Here is a 3,462-nt window from a genome sequence, read left to right on the forward strand (position 1 = left end):
TACAATTTTCAAACTTCGTAACAGGAGGCAATGGTGTAAGAACAATATCAAGTTTCACAAATTCGGATGTTTGGGCAATTGATGTCGGTATCGATACTGATGAAATCATAGATGGATGTTTTGATGAAAAAATAAGAAAAGGCACTTCCAATCTGAGAATCGGACCAGCAATGACTAGAGATGAAGCTATAAAATCTTTAGAAATTGGAATCAAATACGCAAACAAAGCTTGCACAGAAAATTACGATTTAATAGGTATTGGTGAAATGGGAATTTGCAACACAACACCATCAACAGCCATAATGTGCGCCTTTTATGATCTAGAGCCTGAAGTAATTACAGGGATGGGCTGCGGTCTCGACGATTCTGGTATAAAAAGAAAAATAAATGTCATTAGTGATTCACTAAAAGTAAATTCGCCTCTAAATAAAAATTCCATTGAAATACTATCCAAATTAGGAGGTTTTGAAATAGGAGCTATGGCTGGTACTATTTTGGGTTGTGCTAAAAACAGACGACCTGTAGTCTTAGATGGATTTATCTCCTATGCAGCCTACATACTCGCATATCACTTAAATCCACTTGTAAAAGATTACGTCATCAGCTCTCATCTATCAGATGAACCAGCATCAAAAATGCTACTAGATAAACTAGGCTTATCTCCACTACTCAATCTAAATATGAAATTAGGCGAAGGATCTGGAGCTTCTATAGCCTTCAATATAATAGAACTAGCAAACCATACCTACAAAAATATGCTCACATTTGATGAATCAAATATGGAAAACACTCATCCATAAGGACAAGCCCTTGCAAGTATTTCTACTTGCAAGGGCTTGATTTAATTTGAAATAAAAAATGCAATCTCTAAAAATATAGTGATTGCATTTCCTTTATTCTTGACCTTTAGGCCCGCTCTCACTACCTTGTCAATTTAACAATAAGCTCTTCATACTGAGGATACTCATTCAAAAGATATTCTCTCTCAAACAACTCAAAATCCTCGAACTCAAATCCAGGAGAAACCATGCATCCGACAAGGGCATACCCTTCATTATTCATTGCAGATCCAAATATATAGTTTTTACGAACTAAAACTTGGGGCTTTTCTCCATTTTCAATATCCAATCCAAGCTTCTCCTCTTTAAGCTTTCCATCAGGAGAAATCATGTATATCGTCAGCGGCGAACCCGCTTGATAATACCACATTTCATCCGATTTAAGTCTGTGAAAATTTGAAACTTCTCCATCTTCCAATAAAAAATAAATACTTGACCACAACCTTCTAGAACCTTCAAAATTTACATCTAAATCATTGTCTGTGATATCTTGCTCTGAAACAAATGTTTCTTTATAAAATCCACCTTCGGGGTGAGAATTCATGTCCAATTTTTTGATAAAATAGTCTGCTGTATACAAATCTAGCTCTCCTTTTGATATTTATTTTCGTCATTAATCTACCATCCGCCTAATTTTAGATTTTCTAAAATTAGGCGGTTTTCAATATTTAGCTGGTTTAAAACTACTAATACCTTATCTTCTCAAATAAATCTTCCGAGTAATCCTTAATATCTGCTATATTTAGCATATTATACTTTTCATAAACCTGTCTAAAATATCTTTCAATAATATCTTTTAGAATAACTCTACTCGATGCCTCATCTTCGCCAATATCTATTCTAGTTTCCTTCCAAGGAGATTCTATATGAGTCATACTTTCGAGAATTTTGCCACTATAGCAACCAAAATTATTAATTACAGCATCAATAACTTCTCTCTCTACTTCTGACAAATCAAAACAATCAAATCTATTTTTATCATCTTCAATCGGATTATATCCATAGTCCTTGTACTTAAAGTAAATATCCCTATATACCGGACCATGAACCCATGCTTCACAATCTTCATCAAACATAAAAGTTCCGACAAAAACTTTATGAAAAGCCTGAGAAAAATAAAGTAATTTTTGTAAAGCTAATGGAGTTATTTCAACACTACGACTAATAATATAATTACAAGCACTTTCAATTCGAGTCTCTACTTTACAAATTCCTTTTTTGTTAATAATGTTATTTGTTGCTGCAAAACTCTTTTTGTAAGCAGCTTCGGTAATTTTATTTCTATTTTGTATCAGGAATTCAAGAAACACTTTTGGTGATTCCAGTATTCTCATTAATAAATCTGAATAAGTTTTAGATGGAATATCTCCATTTACAAATCGGGTAAGAGTAGTTTCTCCCCATCCAAGCAAAAGAGACAGTGGTCTCTTGCCAATAGAATATTTTTCTAACAAATCTTTAATTTGAGTTACAGTAATTAAGCTCTCTACTATACGATATGCCTTATCCATAGCTTCTAAATTCTCATCTCTTAATTCTGATACAAAAATTTCACTATCACATTCTTCACAATAAGCTATTTTCTCATTAAAAGTAATTTCTTTATTTCTGATTTCTTTCGTTCTTTTTCTCTCCTCTACACGATAGTTTTCATATTCTCTGCACTCTTCACAAAATACTTTCATGATTTCACCTCCTTAGCCAATTACTTGAATAAATATCTTATTGGCTTATTTCGCTCATGAAATGATACAAATATCATATAATCTTCACCATTGCTTGTTTGTATTTTGTTCGTCTTGATATAAATATCAATTGAAACTAATTCTCCCCACTTATCTAATTCATATTCTTTATTGAAAATATATAATACCTCATGTGAAAATTTGGGATTTCTATTATTTACCGCATAACAAAAATCATCATACTCCAAGTTCATAAGAATTTCTTTTTCTTTCCTAGAATCAATCCTGTAATCTTCAATAAACTTCTTATTCTCTTCACGATTGCTATTTCTAGAAATTGTATATTTATTTTCTAAAACCATATTCTTTAATTCTTTTAAATAGATCTTAATATCCTTGGGACTAAAATCTAATAATTTATTCGTCTCTACTTTTATTTCATTCATTTATTCACCGCTCTCTATATTATCATTATACCCATTTAATACAAAAATATCAACTCAAACGTATTAATTGATACGTTTTATCGCAAGCATAAATATATTCTACAAACATTTGAAGAATATATTCTTTTTAATATGAAATTTCATTTCGTGTTTTTATATCTTAAAACCAAAAAACCTCCTAATTTTAGATTTTCTAAAATTAGGAGGTTTTCAATACTTAGCTTGTCTCTTGATTCTCTTTTCTCTCTATCTGCTCTCTTAATTTCTCAATACGCTTAATCTCAAGGCCTGTTACCTCGGCTATTTGCTCTGTGCTTAAACTTATTTTTATTAGGTTTCTAGCCACCTCTAGTTTTTCTTCTTGCCTTCCCTCTAGCCTGCCTTTATCTATACCTTTTTCTATACCTTGTGCTTCCCAAATTTCAGCTATAGTCATAATAACTTCACTCCCTTCTACATAATTCTCGGTTACTTCTTCTATCACTTTACCTA

At 31.8% G+C, this 3,462-nt stretch carries 5 protein-coding genes; 1 reads left to right on the plus strand and 4 read right to left on the minus strand.

The genetic code is table 11. From position 1 onward, the window contains the following. On the plus strand, nucleotides 1-800 hold an 800-nt coding region (locus N4A40_10555), incomplete at its 5' end, for a nicotinate-nucleotide--dimethylbenzimidazole phosphoribosyltransferase (protein ID MCT4662291.1). A 121-nt stretch (nucleotides 801-921) separates the two neighbouring features. On the opposite strand, the gene N4A40_10560 is transcribed toward N4A40_10555, so the two are convergent. The 4 genes from N4A40_10560 to N4A40_10575 form a co-directional block, all read right to left on the minus strand. Then, nucleotides 922-1,419, minus strand: a complete 498-nt coding sequence (locus N4A40_10560) for a cupin domain-containing protein (protein ID MCT4662292.1) — start codon at nucleotides 1,417-1,419, stop codon at nucleotides 922-924. Between the two features lie 106 nt (nucleotides 1,420-1,525). Then, entirely contained in the window at nucleotides 1,526-2,524 is a 999-nt protein-coding gene (locus N4A40_10565) for a DUF4065 domain-containing protein (GenBank protein ID MCT4662293.1), read from the minus strand. A gap of 20 nt (nucleotides 2,525-2,544) precedes the next feature. Next, nucleotides 2,545-2,970: a hypothetical protein gene (locus N4A40_10570; GenBank protein ID MCT4662294.1), complete on the minus strand. Its 426-nt coding sequence runs from the start codon at nucleotides 2,968-2,970 to the stop codon at nucleotides 2,545-2,547. A 217-nt stretch (nucleotides 2,971-3,187) separates the two neighbouring features. Next, a partial coding sequence (locus N4A40_10575) for a hypothetical protein (protein ID MCT4662295.1) occupies nucleotides 3,188-3,462 on the minus strand: 275 nt, incomplete at its 5' end.

The sequence above is a fragment of the Tissierellales bacterium genome, assembly GCA_025210965.1.
Lineage (GTDB): Bacteria > Bacillota > Clostridia > Tissierellales > JAOAQY01 > JAOAQY01.